Source organism: Microbispora rosea, from assembly GCF_044460045.1.
Lineage (GTDB): Bacteria > Actinomycetota > Actinomycetes > Streptosporangiales > Streptosporangiaceae > Microbispora > Microbispora rosea.
The window spans coordinates 1003533-1022715 of record NZ_JBITJO010000003.1 but is presented as its reverse complement, the minus strand read 5'-3'; the positions used below and the strand labels follow the sequence as shown (position 1 = coordinate 1022715).

General features: G+C 72.3%; 25 protein-coding genes. 13 read left to right on the top strand and 12 right to left on the bottom strand.

The window, feature by feature from the left end; translation table 11 throughout:
• The first annotated feature begins 151 nt into the window (after positions 1–151).
• The 4 genes from ACIBK1_RS16990 to ACIBK1_RS16975 all read left to right on the top strand — a co-directional run bounded on the left by ACIBK1_RS16990 (position 152) and on the right by ACIBK1_RS16975 (position 2044).
• Positions 152–475 (top strand): DMT family transporter, encoded by a 324-nt coding sequence (locus tag ACIBK1_RS16990; RefSeq protein ID WP_030508172.1) that lies wholly within the window; start codon positions 152–154, stop codon positions 473–475.
• Positions 476–582: 107 nt separating this feature from the next.
• Complete coding sequence (locus tag ACIBK1_RS16985; RefSeq protein WP_051761742.1) at positions 583–1251, top strand: TetR/AcrR family transcriptional regulator; 669 nt, start codon at positions 583–585, stop codon at positions 1249–1251.
• Complete coding sequence (locus tag ACIBK1_RS16980; RefSeq protein WP_396735901.1) at positions 1248–1565, top strand: DUF952 domain-containing protein; 318 nt, start codon at positions 1248–1250, stop codon at positions 1563–1565. The genes ACIBK1_RS16985 and ACIBK1_RS16980 overlap by 4 nt, the downstream gene beginning before the upstream one ends.
• An 80-nt stretch (positions 1566–1645) precedes the next feature.
• Positions 1646–2044, top strand: a complete 399-nt coding sequence (locus ACIBK1_RS16975) for a VOC family protein (RefSeq protein ID WP_030508169.1) — start codon at positions 1646–1648, stop codon at positions 2042–2044.
• A gap of 34 nt (positions 2045–2078) precedes the next feature.
• Here ACIBK1_RS16975 and ACIBK1_RS16970 read toward each other — a convergent pair whose 3' ends face one another.
• Together ACIBK1_RS16970 and ACIBK1_RS16965 are read right to left on the bottom strand one after the other, a co-directional pair.
• Positions 2079–2798, bottom strand: a complete 720-nt coding sequence (locus ACIBK1_RS16970; protein ID WP_396735897.1) for a helix-turn-helix domain-containing protein — start codon at positions 2796–2798, stop codon at positions 2079–2081.
• A gap of 28 nt (positions 2799–2826) precedes the next feature.
• On the bottom strand, positions 2827–3849 hold the full coding sequence (locus tag ACIBK1_RS16965) for an NAD-dependent epimerase/dehydratase family protein (RefSeq protein ID WP_396735894.1): 1023 nt from the start codon (positions 3847–3849) through the stop codon (positions 2827–2829).
• Positions 3850–3933: 84 nt separating this feature from the next.
• Between ACIBK1_RS16965 and ACIBK1_RS16960 the strand changes: the two genes are divergently transcribed.
• Complete coding sequence (locus ACIBK1_RS16960; RefSeq protein ID WP_396735891.1) at positions 3934–4383, top strand: MarR family winged helix-turn-helix transcriptional regulator; 450 nt, start codon at positions 3934–3936, stop codon at positions 4381–4383.
• Between the two features lie 38 nt (positions 4384–4421).
• Here the strand turns inward: ACIBK1_RS16960 and ACIBK1_RS16955 are convergent, their stop codons facing one another.
• From ACIBK1_RS16955 to ACIBK1_RS16945, 3 genes are all read right to left on the bottom strand, one after another.
• Positions 4422–5084, bottom strand: coding sequence for a response regulator (locus ACIBK1_RS16955; protein ID WP_396735888.1), 663 nt, complete (start codon positions 5082–5084; stop codon positions 4422–4424).
• Positions 5081–6268, bottom strand: coding sequence for a sensor histidine kinase (locus tag ACIBK1_RS16950; protein WP_396735885.1), 1188 nt, complete (start codon positions 6266–6268; stop codon positions 5081–5083). The genes ACIBK1_RS16955 and ACIBK1_RS16950 overlap by 4 nt, the downstream gene beginning before the upstream one ends.
• A 313-nt stretch (positions 6269–6581) precedes the next feature.
• Positions 6582–7076: a GNAT family N-acetyltransferase gene (locus ACIBK1_RS16945; RefSeq protein ID WP_036406587.1), complete on the bottom strand. Its 495-nt coding sequence runs from the start codon at positions 7074–7076 to the stop codon at positions 6582–6584.
• Between the two features lie 115 nt (positions 7077–7191).
• Here ACIBK1_RS16945 and ACIBK1_RS16940 point away from each other — a divergent pair, with 115 nt between their 5' ends.
• Positions 7192–7515: a VOC family protein gene (locus ACIBK1_RS16940; RefSeq protein ID WP_396735882.1), complete on the top strand. Its 324-nt coding sequence runs from the start codon at positions 7192–7194 to the stop codon at positions 7513–7515.
• An 89-nt stretch (positions 7516–7604) separates the two neighbouring features.
• Here the strand turns inward: ACIBK1_RS16940 and ACIBK1_RS16935 are convergent, their stop codons facing one another.
• Positions 7605–8078 carry a cupin domain-containing protein gene (locus tag ACIBK1_RS16935; RefSeq protein WP_396735879.1) on the bottom strand — a complete coding sequence of 158 codons (474 nt, stop codon included), beginning with the start codon at positions 8076–8078 and terminating at the stop codon, positions 7605–7607.
• Between the two features lie 66 nt (positions 8079–8144).
• On the opposite strand from ACIBK1_RS16935, the gene ACIBK1_RS16930 reads away from it, so the two are divergent.
• Positions 8145–9107 carry a DUF5937 family protein gene (locus ACIBK1_RS16930; protein WP_396735876.1) on the top strand — a complete coding sequence of 321 codons (963 nt, stop codon included), beginning with the start codon at positions 8145–8147 and terminating at the stop codon, positions 9105–9107.
• Between the two features lie 25 nt (positions 9108–9132).
• Here the strand turns inward: ACIBK1_RS16930 and ACIBK1_RS16925 are convergent, their stop codons facing one another.
• Positions 9133–9894: an SDR family oxidoreductase gene (locus ACIBK1_RS16925; protein ID WP_396735873.1), complete on the bottom strand. Its 762-nt coding sequence runs from the start codon at positions 9892–9894 to the stop codon at positions 9133–9135.
• A 192-nt stretch (positions 9895–10086) separates the two neighbouring features.
• Between ACIBK1_RS16925 and ACIBK1_RS16920 the strand changes: the two genes are divergently transcribed.
• Positions 10087–10941, top strand: coding sequence for a helix-turn-helix domain-containing protein (locus ACIBK1_RS16920; protein WP_396735870.1), 855 nt, complete (start codon positions 10087–10089; stop codon positions 10939–10941).
• On the opposite strand, the gene ACIBK1_RS16915 is transcribed toward ACIBK1_RS16920, so the two are convergent.
• Positions 10928–11959: a helix-turn-helix transcriptional regulator gene (locus tag ACIBK1_RS16915; protein ID WP_396735867.1), complete on the bottom strand. Its 1032-nt coding sequence runs from the start codon at positions 11957–11959 to the stop codon at positions 10928–10930. The two genes, ACIBK1_RS16920 and ACIBK1_RS16915, sit on opposite strands and share 14 nt — an antisense overlap.
• Positions 11960–12200: 241 nt before the next feature.
• Between ACIBK1_RS16915 and ACIBK1_RS16910 the strand changes: the two genes are divergently transcribed.
• The 3 genes from ACIBK1_RS16910 to ACIBK1_RS16900 all read left to right on the top strand — a co-directional run bounded on the left by ACIBK1_RS16910 (position 12201) and on the right by ACIBK1_RS16900 (position 14519).
• On the top strand, positions 12201–12623 hold the full coding sequence (locus ACIBK1_RS16910) for a VOC family protein (RefSeq protein WP_396735864.1): 423 nt from the start codon (positions 12201–12203) through the stop codon (positions 12621–12623).
• 95 nt (positions 12624–12718) lie between these two features.
• Positions 12719–13408, top strand: coding sequence for an aldo/keto reductase (locus ACIBK1_RS16905; protein ID WP_396735861.1), 690 nt, complete (start codon positions 12719–12721; stop codon positions 13406–13408).
• 4 nt (positions 13409–13412) lie between these two features.
• Entirely contained in the window at positions 13413–14519 is a 1107-nt protein-coding gene (locus ACIBK1_RS16900; protein ID WP_396735858.1) for a winged helix DNA-binding domain-containing protein, read from the top strand.
• 51 nt (positions 14520–14570) lie between these two features.
• On the opposite strand, the gene ACIBK1_RS16895 is transcribed toward ACIBK1_RS16900, so the two are convergent.
• The 3 genes from ACIBK1_RS16895 to ACIBK1_RS16885 are packed head-to-tail and all read right to left on the bottom strand — an operon-like array spanning position 14571 to position 17081.
• Complete coding sequence (locus ACIBK1_RS16895) at positions 14571–15368, bottom strand: ABC transporter permease (protein WP_396735855.1); 798 nt, start codon at positions 15366–15368, stop codon at positions 14571–14573.
• Between the two features lie 2 nt (positions 15369–15370).
• Positions 15371–16144, bottom strand: a complete 774-nt coding sequence (locus tag ACIBK1_RS16890; protein WP_363536352.1) for an ABC transporter permease — start codon at positions 16142–16144, stop codon at positions 15371–15373.
• Position 16145: 1 nt separating this feature from the next.
• Entirely contained in the window at positions 16146–17081 is a 936-nt protein-coding gene (locus ACIBK1_RS16885) for an ABC transporter ATP-binding protein (protein ID WP_081903551.1), read from the bottom strand.
• Between the two features lie 186 nt (positions 17082–17267).
• Here ACIBK1_RS16885 and ACIBK1_RS16880 point away from each other — a divergent pair, with 186 nt between their 5' ends.
• Positions 17268–17717 (top strand): universal stress protein, encoded by a 450-nt coding sequence (locus ACIBK1_RS16880; RefSeq protein ID WP_231513889.1) that lies wholly within the window; start codon positions 17268–17270, stop codon positions 17715–17717.
• 67 nt (positions 17718–17784) lie between these two features.
• Here ACIBK1_RS16880 and ACIBK1_RS16875 read toward each other — a convergent pair whose 3' ends face one another.
• The gene (locus tag ACIBK1_RS16875) at positions 17785–18576 is read right to left on the bottom strand and encodes an ATP-binding protein (RefSeq protein WP_396735851.1); all 792 of its coding nucleotides are present in this window, start codon (positions 18574–18576) and stop codon (positions 17785–17787) included.
• Between the two features lie 200 nt (positions 18577–18776).
• On the opposite strand from ACIBK1_RS16875, the gene ACIBK1_RS16870 reads away from it, so the two are divergent.
• The gene (locus ACIBK1_RS16870) at positions 18777–19172 is read left to right on the top strand and encodes a DUF3224 domain-containing protein (RefSeq protein WP_030508148.1); all 396 of its coding nucleotides are present in this window, start codon (positions 18777–18779) and stop codon (positions 19170–19172) included.
• Positions 19173–19183: the final 11 nt, after the last annotated feature.

Below are 19183 nucleotides of genomic sequence, written 5' to 3'. Positions count from 1 at the left end.
GTGTCGGCGAGGACGTCCTGCAGCACTGAACCAGGGTCGGCGCGCGATCGGCCCACAAGCCTGGGGCCCCTGGTCGGCCCGCCCATGGCTTTGCCGCGCCGCGCCGCGTAAAATTGGGACAAGCGTACCGTTTTTATAGATGAGGTTCCCCATGGCCTGGCTCCTGCTCGTCGGCGCGATCGCCTCGGAGGTCCTGGCCACCTCCGCGCTCAAACTCAGCGACGGCCTGACCCGCTGGGGCTGGACCATCGTGGTCGCCGCCGGATACATCGCCTCGTTCCTCCTGCTGGCCTGGGCGCTCAAGCTCCGCATGCCCGTCGGCATCGCGTACGCGGTGTGGGCGGGCACCGGGACCGCGGCGATCGCGCTGATCGGCGCGTTATTCCTCGGCGAGCACATGAACCTCGTCAAGGCGGCCGGCATCGCCCTGATCATCGCCGGGGTCGCCGTGCTCAACCTCTCCGGCGCCCACTGATCGCTCGCCGCCGATCGTTTGACCCGGCGGCGCGCGCCCGTTAAGGGTGATCAGGACGACTTCCCGCCCGAGGGCGGAGCCCCGACGACCCAGGGGAGGAACACGGCGTGCCCGATCAGGACCGGCCCGCGCCCGTCCCGGCGGCGGCCCCCGCACGCGGCGTCGCCGTGCGGGCCGTCTCGCCCCAGCCGCGGCGCCCGCAGGAGCGTGCCGTACGCCGCAGGGAGGCGCTGCTCGACGCGGCCGTCGACCTGCTCGGCGACGGCGGCTTCGCCGCCGTGACGCACCGCGCCGTCGCCCGCCGGGCCGGCCTGCCCCTGGCCGCCACCTCCTACTACTTCACCAGCCGCGACCAGCTGCTGGCCGAGGCGTTCGCCCTGCTGGTCGAGCGGGAACTGGCCCGCATGCGGGCCACGGTGGACCACCTCGCGGGCCGTACGCCGCTCGCGGTCGCCGAGACGCTCACCGGCGTGTACGCCTCCGACCGGATGCGCCAGCTCGGCCTGTGGGAGCTGTACCTGCAGGCGGGCCGGGACCCGGCGCTGCAGGCCATCGCCCGCGCGTGGACCGACGGCTGCGACGACATCGTCGCCGTGGTGCTGGGCGGCGCGGGCTACCCGTGCGGGCCCGGGGAGGTCCGCTTCGTCGCCGGTCTGCTGTCGGGACTGTGGGTGGAAGAGGTCGTCGAGGCCCGCCCGGACGGCAGGCAGCGGGCCCGGGAGGCGGTGGCCCGCGCGCTGGCCGCACTCGGGCCGCCCGCTAAGGTCGGCCCATGATCTTCCATCTCGCGCTGGCCGCCGACTGGGACGCGGCCGTCCTCGCAGGCGAATACCGCGTCTCGACCCTCGGCCGCACCCTGGAGGAGGAGGGCTACATCCACGCCTCGGCCGACCCGATGCAGGCGCGTGGCGTGGCCGGCCGCTATTACGGGCACGTCACCGAGCCCCTGGTGCTGTTGGAGATCGACGAGGACCGGCTCGGCTGCCCGGTCAGGCTGGAGGTGCCTGAGGGGGCGGACGAGGCGTTCCCCCACGTCTACGGGCCGATCCCGGTGACCGCCGTCACGGCCGTCACGCCCTTCTCCCGCTGAGTGCGCAAGTCCTGGCGCCCGCAGGCGGCTGTCCGATTCGTTCAAGACGACCGAGCGGGCCGCCCCCTAGCGTGGTCGTCATGGCACCTTCGTTCGATCTCATCGGCCTGGTCGTGACCGACATGGCCGCCTCCCTGTCCTTCTACCGCCGGCTCGGGCTGGACATCCCACCCTCGGCCGACACCGAGCCCCACGTGGAGGTGACCCTGCCCGGCGGGCTGCGCCTCGCATGGGACACCGCTGATGTCGTCCATTCGTTCGACCCCGCCTGGTCGCCCGGCAGCGGCGGGCCGCGCATGGCGCTGGCCTTCCGCTGCGACGGCCCCGAGGAGGTCGACCGCCTGTACGCGGACCTGGTCGAGGCCGGATACGAGGGATACCTGCCGCCGTGGGACGCGTTCTGGGGGCAGCGCTACGCGGTGGTGCATGACCCGGACGGCAACGGCGTGGACCTGTTCGCCGCCCTGCCCACCGCCTGACGGGCCACAGGGCGGCAGGGCGGCAGGCAGGGGCTCAGCGGATCAGCGCGCCGAGGGTCACGCCGGTCAGGGACCTCACCTCACGAGACAAGTGGGCCTGGTCGGCGTACCCGGCCACGGCGGCCACGGTGGCCGGTGGCGTGCCCCCGCGGGCCAGGTCCACCGCCCGGTTCATCCGCAGGATGCGCCCGAGCGTCCGCGGGCCGTATCCGAACGCGTCCAGGCACCGGCGGTGCAGCCGTCGTTCGCCGACGCCCGTGTCGGCGGCGATCCGTGCGACCGGCAGGCCCGCGCGCACGCCCGTGACGACGGCGCCGACGAGAGCGGCGTCGACGCGGCGGGGCGCCCTGCCCAGCCGGCGTGCCGCCTCCTCCTCCAGCACCGCGCCCAGCCGGGGGCCCGCATCGGCGGCCTCGCCCGCCCGTTCCGTCAGCCGTCGCGCCTCGGCGCCCGGCCACAGGTCGGCCAGCGGCACCCGCCGGTCACGCAGCTCGTGCGCCGGGACCCCGAAGACCACCGGTCCGGTGCCCGGGCCGAAGCGCAGCCCCACATAGCGGGCGCCGGGCCGGTCGGTCACCACGTGCGCGGCGGTGTCCGGCCCCGCCACCAGCAGCGCGCCGTCCGCCCAGATCACGTCCATGCACCCGTCCGGCAGCACGCGCCGCTCGGCGGCCCCGGTGCCGGGGGAGGCGCCGGGGGAGGTGCTCCACCACAGCACCGCGTCCGGCACACGCGACACCCTCTCCCGGTACATGCCCCGCATTATCCCGTGGGCGCGGCGATCAGCGGGGGTTGCCCGCCCGCAGCCAGCCGACGTAGTCGGTCACGGCCCGGTCGAGGTCCCACTCGGGGGCGTAGCGGGTGTCCTCCCGCAGCCGGGAGATGTCGAGGCAGGGGTCCACGGCGGGCGCCGCGGGGGAGCGCCCGGGGAGCAGCACGGGCGCCGCCCCCGGCACGGCCCTGCCGATGGCGGCGGCGACCTCCCGGTTGGCGACGGCCCGGCCGCCACCGACGTTGTAGGTGCGGTGGCGCAACGTCGCCGTCGTCTGCAGGAGCGCGAGAGCACGGCCGCAGTCGGGCGCGTAGCACATGTCGACGGCGTCCTCCGCGTAGGAAGGCGGCGCCTCGCCTGGCACGCCGCCCTCGCCCGCGGCCTGGGCTTCCCCCGCGCGGGCGGCAGAGGAGACGCTCGCGCCGCCATCCGCCATCGCATGCCGCGCGGCGGCATGGACGAGCCGGGGAGCGGCGAAGAACGGCGAGGACGGCCTGCCCAACGGGCCCCAGATCGCCCCGATCCGGGCGGCGACCACGTCCAGCCCGGATGACGCGGCGATGTCGGCGGCGACTTCCGCGATCTTCTTGGCGGCCGGGATCGGATGCGGGCTCGCGACCGGCAAGGGCGCGTCCTCGCGGAGAGCCGGGTCCGCGACCCCCGCGTACACGCCGATCGTGCTCGCGACGACGACGCGGCCGGCGTCCCACTCCCGCGCGGCGCGCAGCACGGTGAACAGCCCGGCGGCGTTGGCCGACAGCTCGTCCAGCGGCGCCGACGCGCCCATCCCCGCCGCGGCCAGGTGCACGATGCCGGTCACGCGGTGACGCCTGCCCGCCGCCAGGACGCTGCCGAGGTCGGTGCAGTCCATCGGCTCCACCACGGCCCGCCCCTCCCGCACCTCCCGTTCGGTCACCAGGGCCGGCGGAGGTCCCGCCGCCCGCTGGCCGAGCACGCAGCGTTCGCCGAGGTCGAGCAGGGCACGCACGGTGTGCGCGCCGATGAAGCCGCGTCCGCCCGTCACAAGGATCATGCGGATCCCTCCAAATCGATAGCAAGCTAACGATCAGCGTAACCGGAGAATCATTAGCGCGCAAACGAATCGTAGGATGGCCGGGTGACCGAAGTACTGAGGCTGCTCACGCGGGCGCAGAAGCTGTTGCGGGCGGCGGCGGACGAGGCGATGAGCCGCCACGGCGTGCGCGTGGGGCAGAACCTCGTGCTGGAGGTCCTGTGGGAGACCGACGGGCTGACACCCGGGGAGCTGGCGGCCCGCCTGCAGGTCACCACCCCGACCGTCGTCAACACCGCCACCCGGATGGAGGCGGCCGGGCTGCTCGTGCGTCGCCGCGACCCGGCGGACGGCAGACTCGTCCGGCTGCACCTGACCCCGAAGGCCCGCGCCGCGGAGCAACCGATCGCCGAGGCCAGGCGCCTGCTGGCCGAACACGCCACCGCGACCCTCACCGACGAGGAGCGGCGCCACCTGCACAGCGCACTGGAGAAGATCATCGAGCGGATGACCGCATCCGCACCACCCCCCGGCCCCGGTGCGGACGGGGACTGAGGTACGCCCGCGTCCAGCTCCGCCGAGGGACGACGTCATCAGCGCGGCAGCGTCACGAGTCCCATCTCATAAGCGGAGATCACGAGCTGGACCCGGTCCCGGGCGCCCAGTTTGGTGAGCAGCCGTGACACGTGCGACTTGGCCGTGGCCACCGTGATGAAGAGGTCCTGCGCGATCTCGGTGTTCGACCGGCCGCGTCCGACCAGGGTCAGCACTTCCTGTTCCCGCTCGGTGATGCCCTCGATCGGTCGCGGGGAGCGTTCGGAGGCGGTGCCGGGGCGCCGAACGAGGTCCGCGATCAGGCGGCGCGTCACACTCGGCGCGATCAGTGCGTCGCCGGCGGCCACCACCCGGATCGCGGCGAGGATGTCGTCCAGCGCCATGTCCTTGACCACGAAGCCGCTCGCGCCGGCCCGGAGCGCGCCGTAGACGTGGTCGTCCTCGTCGAAGGTGGTCAGGACGAGGACACGCGTCGTCGCCGCGCCGGCCGTGATCCGGCGGGTCGCCTCGATCCCGTCCATGCCGGGCATCCTGATGTCCATCACCACCACGTCGGGGCCGAGTTCGCCGACGAGCCGGACCGCTTCTGAGCCCGTGGCGGCCTCACCGACGACGTCCAGGTCGGGGTGGTCGGCTATGAGCACGCGCAGCCCTGACCGCACCAGCGGCTGGTCGTCGGCGAGCAGGATCCGGACGGTCATCGGGCCTCCACCGCGAGTCCGGTGGGTTCGGGCAGCGGCAGCCGGGCTGTTACTCGGAAGCCACCCTCGGGGCGCGGCCCGGCGCTGAGGTGGCCGCCGAGCAGGCCGACCCGCTCCCGCATGCCGACGATGCCGAAGCCCTGAGCCGGTCGGGCCGCCGATCCGTTCCAGGTGGCGCCGCACCCGTCGTCGACGACCTCAACGGACAGTTCCTCGTCTCCGAAGTCGATGGCCACCCGGCAACGGCCGGTGTCCGCGTGGCGGACCACGTTGGTCAACGCCTCCTGCACGATGCGGTAGGCGGCCAGATCGACGTCGGCGGGCAAAGGACGTTGCTCCCCACTGCGGCGCACATCGACGCGTACCCCCGCGTCCGCGGTCGCCGCCGCCAGTTGTCCGAGGTTCGACAGGCCAGGCGAGGGGGCGAGCGGTGACCGCTCCGGCCCGATCGCGCCCCCGTCGGCCTGGCGGAGCGCCACAAGCGTGCGCCGAAGGCTCGACAGGGTCTGTCTGCTGGCGGCCTCGATGGTGCGCAGCGCCTCGCCGGCCTCCGCCGGCTGTGTCTGGATGACCCGGCTCCCCACGCCGGCCTGGATCGCGATGATGCCGATGCTGTGCGCGACCATGTCGTGCAGCTCCCGTGCGATCCGCAGCCGTTCCGCGGTCACGGCCTCGGCCACCTCCTGTGAACGCAGCGCCGCCGCGTGCTCACGGCGCTCGCGAGTCAGCAGACCGGCCATGCACGACGCGGCTATCGCCAGGAGGGCGATCACCCCGTAGACGGTCAGGTCGTCCCCGTGCGCGAAGCCGCCGATCAGCAGGAGTTGCACGGTGAAAGACACGGCCACGGCGACGATCGAAGCCCGTCGCGCACGGGTGGCGACGACGAAGCCCAGAACGAGGTCCACTGCCAGATACGACAGGAACTGGCCCTGATACGACGCCGCCAGGCTCTCCTGGGCGGCGCTCGGAGGGCCCGCCACCACGGCTGTGGATCCGATGAGCGTCATCGCCAGAGCCGACAGCGGCATCCGCCGCACCATGCCGGCGAGCAGGCTCACGGCGAGCAGGGAACCGGCGGCGTGGACCGTGCCCGGCGCCTCCGGCGCGCCCCACACCAGCAGGCCCACCATGAGGAGGTAGGAGGCACCCCCCACCCAGGCCATGGCCTTCGTTCTCGTCATCGGCGGCGCGTCCTCTCGTGGACGACGGTGCGACAGGCAACGCGCGCAGAAGACGGGGCGGCCGTTGAGGGGTTCATGCCCCGAGGCTAACCGGCCGCCGCCGAGGTGGCATCGGCCCGGGGACGTACGCCCGCAGGCCAACCCCGGCCGCACGAGTGCCGCCGACGGCGCCGTGACCGTGTTCTCGGAGAGCGATCGATGGTCGGCGGACGTCACCCATGTGGCCCCGGGCGCGCACGCGCTGCGGACGCGCCGGAACGGCGTCACCCCGCGTCACCGGCGTCGCCTGTGCGATCGACTCGGGGGACCAGCGTCACCCCTCGCCGACGCCCCTGGCCATGACGTATTTGCGCAGGCCAGGGTCGCGCGGGTGGAGTTCGTACTCGCCCGTGTCGCGGAATCCGAGCCGCCGGTAGACGCGTTCGGCGGAATCGTTGCCGGAGATCACCCACAGCTCCACCCGGGACCGCCCTGTCTCGCGCGCCCAGGCCACCACCTCCAGTGCCAGGCGCTCGGCGATCCGACCGCCTCTGGCCCGGGGACGCACCCACATGCCGAACAGCTCGACGGCCCCGGCCCGGTCCGCCGGCACACGCCCCGCGGCCACGCCCACCGGCGCGTCCGCGTCGAACGCGACCGCCTTGACACCGTCCTCGGTCCACGCGTGCCACCGCGCCTCGTCGTAGGCTCGCTCCTCTTCCAGGTCGCCGTGGAAGACGCCGGGCGCGTCGGCGAGCGCCGCCAGGCGCAGACGACGCCAGGTGCGCCAGTCCTCACCGCTGAGACGGCCTATGACTACCGGGCTCATGCTCTCGCTCCCTCGCATTTCCTCGGGAAGATCCTCCTTCTGCCATGGTCGATATCCGGTCCGGGCCGGACAACCGGGCCCGGACATAATCGATCCGTACGCCGAGAGGGGAGCAATGAGCATTCGCGTGGGTGGCGTGGTCATCGACGCCAACGACCTCGACGGGCTCGCCGCGTTCTGGAGCCGCCTGCTGGAGCGGGACATCACCCGTCGCGAGGACGACTGGATCAGCCTCGGTCCCGACCTGGCCCTGCAGCGGGTCTCCGAACCCAAGACCGCGAAGAACCGCGTCCACCTGGATCTGGTATCCGACGACTTCGCCGCCGCGGTGGCCCGCGCCACCGCGCTCGGGGCCACCCCGGTAGGGGAGATGCACGAGGATCTCTGGCAGGTCTGGCGGGATCCCGAAGGCAACGAGTTCTGCGTCTGCGTGTCCTGACCCGTCCCCAGGTGATCGCGCCCGAGCGCGGTGAGCGCATGGTCAGGCACCGCGTGGAGCGGGGCGGGGCGGGCGTGCCGCCGGTGCCGTCACCCCTCGTAGTCGGGGACGAAATGGTTGTCGTGGGCGTCGTGGAGCCGGCTCAGGTCCCGCTCGCGCACAGTGGCGACCTCCGCGAAGTACTCCTCCCGGAGCACGCCCGGTGAGAGCACCATGAGGAGGGTGGCGGGTTCGGCGCGCTCCTTGCGGATCGCGTGGACGTCGCCCACCGAGGCATGCGCGGTGTCGCCGGGCCGCAGTGTTCGCCAGGCCCGCCCGTCGAAGTAGTCGACTTCACCTTCTTCGACGATGAAGGTCTCGCTGAAGGTGGTGTGGAAGTGCGGGGAGGGTCCCCGGCTGGAGGGCGACATGCGCCACCGGTAGATGCTCACGATCCCGCCGGTCTCCGCCTTGCGGGCGAGGACCTCGATGGTCGATCCGCCGGCGCCCAGCCGGATCGTTCGCGTCTTTCCGGCTTGCTCGGGCTGGGAGCAGCACCCGTCCGTCTGCGTGGTGTCGGTCATGGCCCGAGTCTCGGGGCTTCGCCGCTCCGCTCGCGCTCACTTCGGCGGTGGCCTAACAATCGGGAGATGATCCGCTACCGATTGGGCGCCGGGGCCGCGGGAGTGCGCTGGGCGATGTCGCCGATCCACGAAGTGGTCAGCCTCGCCCGGCTGTTGACCGAGCCGCAGCGTCACCCGATGTTCCACCCGTGGCTTCGCCGTCGCCGCCACCGCCTTTCCGGCCTGGACCTGACCGCGCTCACGGTCTTCATGGCCGATGGCGCCTATCGGCCCGACTTCCTCGACCCGTCGCCGATGTCCAGCGAGCCGACCTTCGACGAAGGAATGGACGCCCTCCTGTCCACCCCGGCGGATCAGGTCTACGCCGAGCTGGCCGACGCCGCCGCCGGCCGTGAGGCGGAAACAGGCCGCCGGCTGCTCGGCGACCCCGCCCGCACCAGGGGGGAGGCCGCCGACGCGGTGCGCCGCCTCTGGAAGGCGGCCGTGGAACCGGAGTGGCCGTCCATGCGGCAGGCGCTGCGTGCCGAGATGCTGGACCGGGCCCTTCAGGTCAACCGCGAGGGGCTGCGCACGGTCCTCCCGCGCCTGCACCCCTCCGCGGCGTGCGAAGGCGACACCATCACCGTCGAGTCGGCCGTCGACATCGCCGTCGACTGCCCCGGGGGGCTCATTCTCGTTCCGTCACTGTTCATCACCGACCGGGTGCAGTGCACCACCTCACACCACTGGGCCCCGGCGATCTATTACCCGGCGTCCGGGCGGTACCTCTGGGCGGCGCCCCCCACTCCGAGATCTCTCGACCGGCTCGTGGGAACGACCCGATCGAGGATTCTGGCCGCGCTCACCACACCGCTGCAGACGAGCGTCGTGGCCGGGCTCGTGAGCGTCACCGCCCCGACGGCAAGCGAACACCTGGCGATCCTGCGCGACGCCGGGTTGATCGACAGCACCCGGGCCGGTCGCACGGCCACGCACGAGCTCACCGAGGCCGGACGCGCTCTCCTCGAGGCGGCCTCGCCGCGACCGTGACCGGTCCGGAGCTGCCCGTCCGCGCCTACTGACGGCTCGGGAGCATCGCGAGCGCCCGCGACCGCTGGGCGACCAGATCGGCGTAGGTGCCGTCGCGCTCGGCCCAGCGGTGCATCAGCACGCCCTTGACGAGGATCTCGTGCGGAGTGGGATCGGCCTGGAGCAGATCCATCACCTCGGTGGCGAACTCGGCGAGGTCGAGCGCGCGGGGGTTGAGCCGAGCCTGCTCGGGCGTGGTGGCGACAGCCGGAGGGACGAGTTCGGACACCTCGATGCCCGTGCCGTCCAGTTGCGCGCGCAGCGCCTCGGAGTAGGCGTGCACCGCGGCCTTCGACGCCGCGTACGTCGGCATGAGCGGAAACGGCAGGAACCCGATACCCGAGGTGACCGTGATGACGGTGCCGGCGCCGCGCCCGACCAGGTGCGGGGTGAACGCGTCGATGACGCGGATGGTGCCCAGGAGGTTGGTGTCGATCATCTGCCGTGCGGCGCCGAAGTGCGCGGGATCGCGCAGATCCTCGGGCATCCCGACCCCGGACATCGTCATGATCGTGTCGAGGTCCGGGTGGCTGCGGAGGATCGCGTCGCGGGCACGGCCGACGCTGTCCTGGTCGGTCACGTCGATGGCAACGGTGCCGAACCCCTCGGCTGCCAGCCGGTCGAGCAGGTCGGCTCGCCGGCCGCCGACGACGACCGAGCTGCCGGCCGCGGCGAAGCGGCGAGCGAGCTCGAGACCGATTCCCGAGGTGGCGCCGGCGATGAAGACCGTGCGGTTGGTGATGTCCATTGAATGCTCCTGCTCAGGGTGGGCCCGTCCGCGGCGAAGCCGCTGGGCGCGCTCGTCGAAGTTCCGGATTGCGGTTCCTGCGCCGCGGCGTCTTTAGTGTCGATCCCTTCTCCGGCTGGAGGCAGTGCCCCCGTCTTCCGGGGTCCTGCCAGGGCCCCCTTGGCGCGGAAAGCCCGAAATACGATGGCGAACATGAGCGACGACGACCGCGCCAACCTGCTCGGCGGCTACCTGCGTGCCCGGCGGGCCCTGGTCACCCCGCAACAGGCCGGGCTCGCGCCGGGCCCGAACCGGCGCGTTCCGGGGCTTCGCCGTGAAGAGGTCGCCATGCTCGCGGGCATCAGCGCCGACTACTACCTGCGGCTGGAGCGCGGCCGCGACCGGAACCCCTCAACGCAGGTGCTCGAATCGCTCGCGCGGGTCCTGCACCTCGACGAGCTGGAACAGGACTACCTTCTCGGCCTGGCCGCCGCACGCCCCAGGCCCCGGCGGCGCAGGAAGCCCGAACGCGTCCCCGCGCGGCTGCACCAGCTCCTGGCGAGCGTGCAGGTTCCCGCCTTCGTGGAGGGGCGCGCGTTCGACGTGCTCGCCTCCAACCGGCTCGCGGTCGCGCTCTCTCCCCGCCTCCAGCCCGGGCACAACCGCCTGCGGTCACTGCTGCTCGATCCCGAGGAGCAGGCGTTCCAGCAGGACTGGCCACGCTCGGCGGAAGGATTCATCGCCGCCTTCAGGAAGTCCGCCGGGGACGACATCGACAACCCGCGGTTCGTGGAGCTGGTGGGGGAGCTCGCCCTGTCGAGCGAGCGCTTCCGAACCCTCTGGGCCCGCCACGACATCCGCACCCTCGACGGCGGCACCGCCACCGTGAACCATCCCGTCGTCGGCGAGCTGCGCCTGCACCGGGACAAGCTCCCCGTGGACGGCCTGCTCCTGGTGCTCTACTACGCCGATCAGGGCAGCGAGAGCGACGAGAAACTCCGCATGCTCGCCTCCATGGCCCGGACGGCACCCACCCCGACGGGCGCCGGCTCACCTACGGTGACCTGAGCATCGGCTCGGCTCTCCCCGCCCCGCCCATCGCGCCGCCCGCGGCCCTGGCATAGCGGCGGGCCAGATGCGCGAAAGCCTCCCTGAGCTCGGCCGGGCCGACGACCTCGATGTCGGCGTCGAACCTGCCGATGGCGGCGGCCAGGCCGGGCCACGACCACGAGCCCAGGACGAGCCGGCAGCGGTCCGGGCCGAGCTCCTCCACGACGCCGTCGCGGGCGTATCGGGACACGGCGGCGGCGGGCAGGGCGAGGATCACCTCACCGCGGCAGGGCCAGTCGCCCGAGCCGTCGAAGCCCCGGAACCTGCCGGCCACGAAGGCGGCCACATCGCCTCCGGGCACCTCACGCGGCGTGAAACGCGGCCCCGTGGGGGAGCGCGGGGTGATCCGATCGGCGCGGAAGGTGCGCCAGTCCCCCCGGTCGAGGTCCCAGGCGACGAGATACCAGCGTCCGCCCCAGGTGACCAGATGATGCGGCTCCACTCGGCGCGGCGGCGTCAGCACCCCGTCGTCCGCGTCCGGAGGGGACGCGGACGCGTAGTCGAAGCGCAGCACCTCAGCCGCGTGGACGGCGGCGCTGAGCGCCATGAGCACGCTGCCGTCGACCCCCACGTCCGGCCGCGCCGCGGACCGCTCGACGGCGGTGACCTGGAGGGTGTCGATCCTGTGGCGCAGCCGTGCGGGCATGACCTGCCGGACGGTGTGCAGCGCACGCGCCGCGGCCTCCCCGATGCCGGCGCCGGTCGTGGTGGCGGTCTGGAGGGCCACGGCGAGGGCGACGGCCTGGTCGTCGTCGAACAGCAGCGGGGGCAGCTGCGAACCGGCGTCCAGCCGGTATCCGCCGTCGGGCCCCTTGAAGGTCGTGATCGGATAACCCAGCTCACGGAGCCGGTCGACGTCACGGCGGACCGTGCGCGCAGTGATCCGCAGCCGCTCGGCCAGGTCCTCGCCGGACCAGGTGCGACGGGTCTGCAGCAGCGACAGAAGCGCGAGCAGCCGCGCGGACGTCTTCGGCATAAGCCCATCCTGCTCCAGTAGAGGACCCTTCCTGTCCTCTACCCGTGGAAACCTGCGGTCGTCGATACCGACCGAGTCGAACAGAAGCACGATCACCGCAGATCACCATCCTCTCGGACAGGGGGGACGCGACGACAGCGGCGATCGCCCGGAGCGCCGTCGCCGAAGCGGCACACGCCCGGCCGCTTCCGACACGAGCTCGTCCGGCGCTTGTCCGAATGATCGAAAGCTGGGAGTCATCATGTCCATCACCACCACGACCCACCTGAACTTCCGCGGCGACGCCCGCGCGGCGCTCGGCTTCTATCACTCCGTCTTCGGCGGGGACGTCGTCGCCGTCACCTACAAGGACGCGGGCAACGTGCAGAACCCGGACGAGGCGGACTGGGTGATGTGGGGCCAGGTGGTCGCGGGGAACGGCTTCCACGTCATGGCCTACGACGTGCCCTCCCACACACCGTGGAACCCGGGCGAGAACGCCGTCTTCGTCTCCGTACGCGGCGACGACACCGACGAGCTCACCGCCCTCTGGGGCAAGCTGGCCGTCAGCGCGACCATCGTGCAGCCGCTGGCCCCCGCGCAGTGGGCGCCGCTCTACGGGATGCTCAAGGACCGCTTCGGCGTCGTCTGGGTCCTGGACGTCGCGGCGCCGTACAACGGCTGAGTACGGCTGACCTCCCTCGCGGAGGGGTGCGGCGGGGCATCCGTCCGTCTGCCGCACCCCTCCGCTCCCCTGAATCGAAGAGGAATCGGACCACTGTGAGAACGCGCGAGCTGGGGCGAACCGGCATCGAGGTCAGTGCCTACTGCCTGGGCACCATGATGTTCGGCCCACTGGGCAACCCCGACCACGACGACTGCGTCCGCATGACCCACCGGGCGCTGGACGCCGGCATCAACCTCGTCGACACCGCCGACGTGTACGGCTACAGCGAGACCGAGGTGATCGTCGGCAAGGCCCTCAAAGGCCGGCGTGACGAGGTCGTGCTGGCCACCAAGGTCAACGGCCGGATGGGGGAGGGGCCCAACCGTCACGGCAGCTCACGGCGGTGGATCATCGCCGAGGTCGAGCACTCGCTGCGACGCCTGCAGACCGACTACATCGACCTCTACCAGATCCACCACCCCGACCCCCGCACCGACATCGAGGAGGCCCTGTCCGCGCTGACCGATCTGGTGCGCAGCGGCAAGGTCTACGCCATCGGCTCCTCGAACCTGCCGCCCTCGGAGATCGTCGAGGCGCAGTGTGTGTCCGAACGGCGTGCTCTGCACCGGCTGCGCACCGAGCAGCCGACGTACTCCATCCTCAACCGCGGGATCGAGCGAGAGGTCCTGCCCGTCTGCCGGCGCTACGGCCTGGGCGTGCTGGTGTGTATCTCCTACGATCCGCCGGCCGTCACGCACCCGGCGCTGCGCAGGCGCCCAGCCGACGACCGGGCCGTGGCCTGACACCATGACGGTCCTCGACAGCCGCGCGCTCAACCGTGCCACGCTCGCCCGGCAGTTCCTGCTCGACCGCACCGACACACCGGTCCTCGGCGTCGTCGCGCACCTGTGCGGCATGCAGGCACAGGAACCGCAGGAGCCGTTCGCCGGGCTGTGGTCGCGGGTGCGCGCCTTCCGCCCCGCGGCCCTGGACGGCCTGCTGACCGGACGGGACGTGGTGCGCACCCACCTGATGCGCCGCACCGTCCACCTCGTCACCGCCGCCGACGCGCTGGCCTGGCGTGCCCGGCACGACGCCATGCTGCGCCGGCGGGTGCTGACCACCTACCGCCGTGAACTGGCCGGGCTCGATCCGGACGAGGTGGCGGCGGCCGGCCGGGAGGTCATGGCCGACGGACGGCCCCGCACCATGGCCGAACTCGTCGACGCGCTCACCCACCGCTGGCCCGCGCCGCCGCGCCGGGCCCTGGGCGAGCTGCTCGTCGCCGCGCTCATCCCCATGGCCCAGCTGCCCCCGCGCGGACTGTGGCGCGCCAAAGCAGGGGTACGCAACCTTCCCCTCGCCGCATGGCTGGGACGCGACATCGCCCCGCTCTCCCCGGACGGATCCGACCAGGCCGGGCGGGCGCTGGTCCGCCGCTATCTGGCCGCCTTCGGGCCCGCCGCGTCCGCCGACCTGCGCGCCTGGTGCGGCCTGGCCGGGCTGCCCGCCGCGGTCGAAGCCGTACGCGAAGAGCTCATCGCCTTCCGCGACGAACGGGGCCGGCAACTGCTGGACCTGCCCGGCGCGCCGCGTCCCGACCCCGGCACCCCCGCGCCCGTGCGCTTCCTGCCGGCGTTCGACAACGCGATCCTCGGCTACCACGACCGCAGCCGCATCGTCGACGACGCCCACCGCGGCCTGTCGGTCGCCGGCGCCCGCGTCGTCCTGGTGGACGGCCGGGTCGCCGCCACCTGGAACCTCACCGCCGGCACCGGCACCGTGACCGTCACCCCGCTGCGCCGCCTGTCCCGATCCGACCGCGCCGCCGTGACCGAGGAGGGGCGGTCGCTGGCGTCGTTCCTGTCGGACGGCGACAGCGACCGCGTACAGATCGACGCGTCATCCGCCTGAGCGCCCGGGCACCGGCGGGTGCGGGGCCGCGAGTCGACCCCGCACCCGCCGTCAGTCACACAGGACCCGGGTCAGGCGCCGGGAGGCGAACCAGACCCCCGCCCCGGCCAGCACGACCAGGTAGACCGCATGCCCCAGCAGCCCCCACCCCAGCACTCCCATGCACAGGCCCCGCACCAGCTCCACCGCGTGGTAGAGCGGCGTGAGCTGGATCAGCACCTCGACCCCGACCGGATAATCCTGCACGGGGGAGAACGTCCCGGAGAACAGGAACAACGCGAACTGCCCGGTGCCCATCAGGTCGAAGTCCTGCCAGCCGCGCATCAACGTGCTGACGGCCATCCCCAGCCCGCCGAAGGCCAGCCCCACCAGAATGGTCGCCGGAAACGCGGCCAACGCCCAGCCGGGCTCCGTCAGCCCCATCGCCACCATCACGACCAGGAAGATCACGGTGTAGAGCGAACCCCGGACGATCGCCCACACCAGCTCGCCCACCGCGACTTCGGCGGGCCGCACCGGCGTCGCCAGCACCGCCTCGAACGTCTTCATGTATTTCAGCTTGAAAAAGAAGTTGTACGTCGTCTCGGCCAGCGCCCCCGACATCGCCGACACCGCCAGCATCGCCGGCGCGACGAACGACGCGTACGACATGGTCCGCCCGTCCACTGTCAGATCACCGACCAGCGCGCCCACGCCGACACCGATCGACAGCAGATACAGCAGCGGCTCGAAGAAGCCCGACAGCAGCACGATCCAGTACGACGGCCCGGAGCGCAGCGCCCCCACGTTGCGGCCGATGACGGCGCCCACCCGGCCGGGGGAGACCCGGGACGCCACCAGCGTCGTCATCATCAGTCCTCCAGCCTCCGGCGGAACGCCCGAACCGCCAGGAAAAGACCCGCCGCCGCCCACACCAGCAGATAGGCGGCATGCGCCGGAACCGGCCAGGCCGGGGCCGTGCCGAGCGTCGCCGCCCGGCACAGCTCCACCGCATGCCACAACGGCGAGGCGTACGCCAGCGGGCGAAACACCGGCGTGAGCTGCTCGACCGGGAAGAACACCCCCGCGAACAACGTCGAAGGAAGAGCCACCAGCCGAAACACCAGGGAGAAATAACTGTCGTGGTCGATCGTGGCGGCGAACGCCGTCACCGGCGCCGCCACCGACACCGTCAGCAAGGCGCACACCAGCGGGGTGACCAGCGCCCACGGCGAGTGCAGCCCGCCGAAGAACACCACCACGACCAGGAAGGCGACGACCGCGATCGTCACCCGGAAGACCAGATAGAGCAGATGCCCCCGGACCATGTCCATCGGCCCCACCGGCGTGGCCCGCATCGCGTGATAGGCCCTGACCCACTTGAAGTCGCCCAGCACCGAAAAGGTCGACTCGCCCACCGCGATCTGGAAGGCCGTCGACGCGAGCACGCCCGGCACGATCCACGACAGGTAGTCGACCCCCTGCACCCTGCCGACATAGCTCCCCACACCGATGCCGATGCTCAGCAGGAACAGCACCGGCAGCAGGAACGAGGAGAACACCGACGCCTGCCACAACCGCCGGTAGAGGGTCAGGTGCCGCTCCAGCACCGCGATCGTGGGATGCACCCCGTGGGTCACGGCCATCTCAGTCCACCAACGTCCGGCCCGTCAGATGGAGGAACACATCCTCCAGCGTCGACCGCCGCACCAGCACGCTCGTCGGCTCCAGACCGCGCCGCTGGATCTCCGCGAGCGCGGCGTCACCGTCGTCCACGTAGACCAGCACCCGATCCGGCAGCGGATCGACCCGCTTGCCCACCCCCTCCAGCGCCGCCGCGTATCGCGGCCCCACCTCGGGCATGCCGGGGAACCGCAACTCGACCACCTCGGCCGTCGAGTAGGTCTCGATCAGCGACCTCGGCGACCCCTCCGCCACGATCCTGCCGCCGTCCATCACGACCAGCCGGTCGCACAGCTGCTCGGCCTCGTCCATGTAGTGCGTCGTCAGCACCAGCGTGGTGCCCCGCTGCTTGAGCCGGAACAACCGCTCCCACAACAGGTGACGGGCCTGCGGGTCCAGCCCCGTCGTCGGCTCGTCGAGCAGCACCAGATCAGGATCGTTCACCATCGCCCGCGCGATCGTCAGCCGCCGCTTCATGCCCCCCGACAGCGGCTCGACCTTCCCGCCCGCGCGGTCGCCGAGCTGCACGAACTCCAGCAACTCGTCGGCCCGCCTGCGGCTCTCCGCCCGCGACAGCCCGAAATAGCGGGCGTACGTCACCAGGTTCTCCCGCACCGTCAGGTCGGGATCAAGATTGTCGAGCTGCGGGCACACCCCCAGGCGCGCGCGGATCCTCGGCCCGTCGTGCACCGCGTCCATGCCCAGGATCCGCAGCTCCCCGGCGGTCGGCGTGGACACGCACCCGATCATCCGCATGGTCGACGACTTGCCGGCCCCGTTGGGCCCGAGGAAACCGAACGCCTCACCCGGCGCCACGTCGAGGTCGATCCCGTTGACGGCGGTGAACTCCCCGAAGCGTTTGACCAGGCCACGCGCGTAGATCAAAGGTTGATCGGCCACAATCCGAGACCCTAACCAACGGCCCCGACATTTCCGCAACAGGTTATCCGTGCCCACCGGCCGGGCCCTGCGCCGCCTCCCCGCCGAACCCTGCGAACCCGCCGCGCCGCCACCCGATCCACCCTGGCGCGCCCCCGGACCCGGGCCCGGATGCGGCCGCCCCGGCGTGGCCGTACCCTGACTTGCGTGAACACGTTCGAGCTGGGCACCGACGGCCCGCGAGTGATCCTCGTCGGCATCGACGGCTCGGAGACCTCCCTACGTGCCGCCGCCTATGCCTGGGGCCTCGCCCGCCGCCAGGGTTCGCACGTCGTCCTCGTTTACGTCACCAACCCCGGAGCGATCAGCACGATGGTGCCGGCCGCGTCGGCATCGGTGATCGAGGCGGGGGAGGAGGTCGCCGCGGACCTGCGCGCGCAAGTGGAGCACTTCGTCCAGACCGCCCACTCCCGTGTTGACTACACCTTCCGTACCGAGCACGGCGACGCCGCCGGCGTCCTCGCCAGGATCGCCGACGAGATCAGGGCGGACGCGGTCGTGGTGGGAGCCTCCACTCAGGCCGGCCACCGCTTCATCGGCTCGGTCGCGCTCCGCCTGGTCCGCACCGGCCGCTGGCCGGTCACCGTCGTCCCCTGACCCGCCGCGGATTCCCCGGGCATCCCCGGGGCATCACACCGCGCATCCGCCGGGGGATTCCGGGGGATCAGCGGCGGTCGGGCCCGGACACGTCCAGGGCCCGCAGGCCCTCCAGCACCCGCAGCAGCGTCGCCTCGTCCGGACCGTCGTCCCGCGCGCCCACCGGGTGCCGCCGCACCCGCCGCGGCAGCGTCCCCGTAGCCGTCCCCGCAGACGTTCCGGCGGACGCTCCCTCAGCGGCGACCGCGACCGCCGCAGCCTGCCGATCCGTACCCTGCCGATCCGTACCCTGCTGACCCGCAGCCGGAACCGCCGCCGGACCCGGCCTCCCGCCCGGTACGGAACCGGCGGCCGGAGCACCCGCCGCCCCCGGCGAGCGCGCCCCCTCCACCGGAGAGATGGCCAGCTCACACCACACGATCTTGCCGCGATCCGGCGCCGAGTAATGACCCCAGCGCCGGGCCAGGCTGCCGACCAGCACGAGCCCCCGGCCGCCCTCGCCCAGCTCACCCCCCGCCTCGCCATGCGGCACCGGGTCACGGTCGCTGACGTCCCACACCTCGATGAACAGGCTGGGTCGTCCCGGCGCCACCCGCACCCGCAACGCCACCGTACGCAGGGCCACCGGGAACATCGACGAGGCCATCGGCGGGCTGACCACGGCGTCCGTCGCCCGCACCGCGTTCGTCACCAGCTCGGACACGACCAGCTCCGCCGTCTCGGCCAGATCCGCGAGCTCCCATCCCCGCAACTGGCACCGCACGAACGCGCGCGCCCGGCGCGGAGCGGTCGCGGCCGACCCGAACACCTTGTACGCGGTCCTGCGGCCCTCCTGGGAAGGGAAGGGGGAGATCAGCATCGCGACGAACGGGCTTGGACGGACCGGCCCGCGAGGACCGGGACGGCCGGTCGGGGGAAACCCATGCCTCCGATCATCTGTCATGAACGGCTGCAAAGTGGCGGGCTTCACGGCATTCGCCTAACTTTCTCCTTCCGCTCACCCATCGGACATCGCCCTACCTGACAGCAGATGACAGGAACACGCGGCACCCTGGACCCATGAACGGACACGCCACCGGCACCTTCGACATCACCAACTGGACCGAACTGGCCACCGAGGACAAGGAGGGCGCCACCTTCGGCCGCAACCACATCACCAAGACCTTCCACGGCGACCTCGTCGGCACCAGCACCACCGAGATCCTCACCGTGGTCACCCCCCAAGGCCCCGCCGCCTACGTCGGCGTCGAACACTTCGACGGCACCCTCCACGGCCGCAAGGGCACCTTCACCCTCCAGCACAGCGCCGGCAGCCACAACGGCGAACAGTGGATGAAATGGCAGATCGTCCCCACCAGCGGCACCGGCGAACTGGCCGGCCTCACCGGCGAAGGCGCCATCCGCGTGGACGACGGCCACCACTACCTCCTCGACTACACCCTCCCCGAGGCCTAACCGCGCCCCAT